Origin of the sequence: Streptococcus sp. 1343 (assembly GCF_013277355.1) — a bacterium.
GTDB lineage: Bacteria > Bacillota > Bacilli > Lactobacillales > Streptococcaceae > Streptococcus > Streptococcus pseudopneumoniae.
The window spans coordinates 1-1,319 of the sequence record NZ_VMMT01000075.1 but is presented as its reverse complement, the minus strand read 5'-3'; the positions used below and the strand labels follow the sequence as shown (position 1 = coordinate 1,319).

Here is a 1,319-nt window from a genome sequence, read left to right as displayed (position 1 = left end):
AATCACCTGAATCACCATCATTATACTCTTCTACAACATATATGTCAAGTATTTTCCCAATGTTTACCCAATATTTATCTAAAATTATGATTCGGACAACTCCCCCTAGTCTGGTCAAAGTGGAAATTGGTTTAAAACAGATTTTTATGGTGGAATTTAGTGTGAGACGTTTGAGTTAGAAATGAGCTCTACTATGACAAAACATAAATACCTGACCCTTTCAGACCCTCATAAATTCTCTAGGCTGGAGATTTTGGCTCTATAATATTTGTAGTAGGAAAATCCCCTATGGATATTATGGAGCCTATTTTGTTGTAGAAAAAAGTCCCGTATCATCTATAATGAAAAGCAACCAAACCATCATTAGAAAGAATCATATGGAACAATTACATTTTATCACAAAACTACTCGATATCAAAGATCCTAATGCCCAAATTATGGATATCATTAATAGAAGGAAATCATTGCTAAACTGGATTATGAGGCTCCATCTTGCCCAATTTGATTCAGAAGAAGTTCATCATCGCTTAGAGGACTGTATTTGCCCTGACTATCAGGGAGATCTAAAAGAGATTGGAGCAACCCTTCAAGGACAAGAATTGGTCTTTATTCCTGCGCAATTAAAACGAATAGATCATATCCAACACGCTTATAAGTGCCAAGCAGTGAGAAAAATCCGAGTGATAAAATCGTGAAAGCTCCTATCCCTAAAGCCCCTTTGGCGCATAGCCTTGGCTCAGCTTCTATAATCGCTCACACCATCCATCAGAAGTTTAATCTGAAGGTACCCAATTATCGCCAAGAAGAAGATTGGGCTAGGATGGGTTTACCAATCACACGTAAGGAAATTTCTAATTGGCATATCAAGACGAGTCAATACTATTTAGAGTCCCTTTATAAGCTTTTACGAGAAAAGTTGTTAGAACAAGCTCTTCTTCATACGGATGAAACCTCTTATCGGGTCTTAGAAAGTGATAGCCATCTGACCTACTATTGGACTTTTTTGTCAGGAAAATCAGAGAAACAAGGGATTAGGCTTTACCACCATGATCAGTGTCGAAGTGGTTCAGTAGTACAAGAATTCCTAGGAGATTATTCTGGCTATGTGCATTGTGACATGTTGCGGCAGTAACTTAGGACTTTAGTCCTCTAGTTCTGCCTATGCGATAGCAGTCCAAGGTTTAGGAACAAGACGACGCTAAGCTTGGTAAGCTGCGAACCGCTAGAAGCTTATCGTCAACTGGAAGAAGCTGAACTTGTTGGATGTTGGGCGCATGTGAGAAGGAAGTTTTTTGAAGCGACCCCCAAGCAAGCAGATA

3 pseudogenes are annotated in these 1,319 nt (G+C 39.0%); all 3 read left to right on the top strand.

What is annotated here, in order from left to right:
* Nucleotides 1-377: 377 nt before the first annotated feature.
* Nucleotides 378-499, top strand: a pseudogene (locus HT709_RS11595) (ISL3 family transposase); the annotation flags it as partial.
* Nucleotides 492-1,120: pseudogene (locus HT709_RS12265) on the top strand (IS66 family transposase); the annotation flags it as partial. The pseudogenes HT709_RS11595 and HT709_RS12265, both read left to right, overlap by 8 nt.
* A 108-nt stretch (nucleotides 1,121-1,228) precedes the next feature.
* A pseudogene (locus tag HT709_RS10340) lies at nucleotides 1,229-1,319 on the top strand (transposase); the annotation flags it as partial.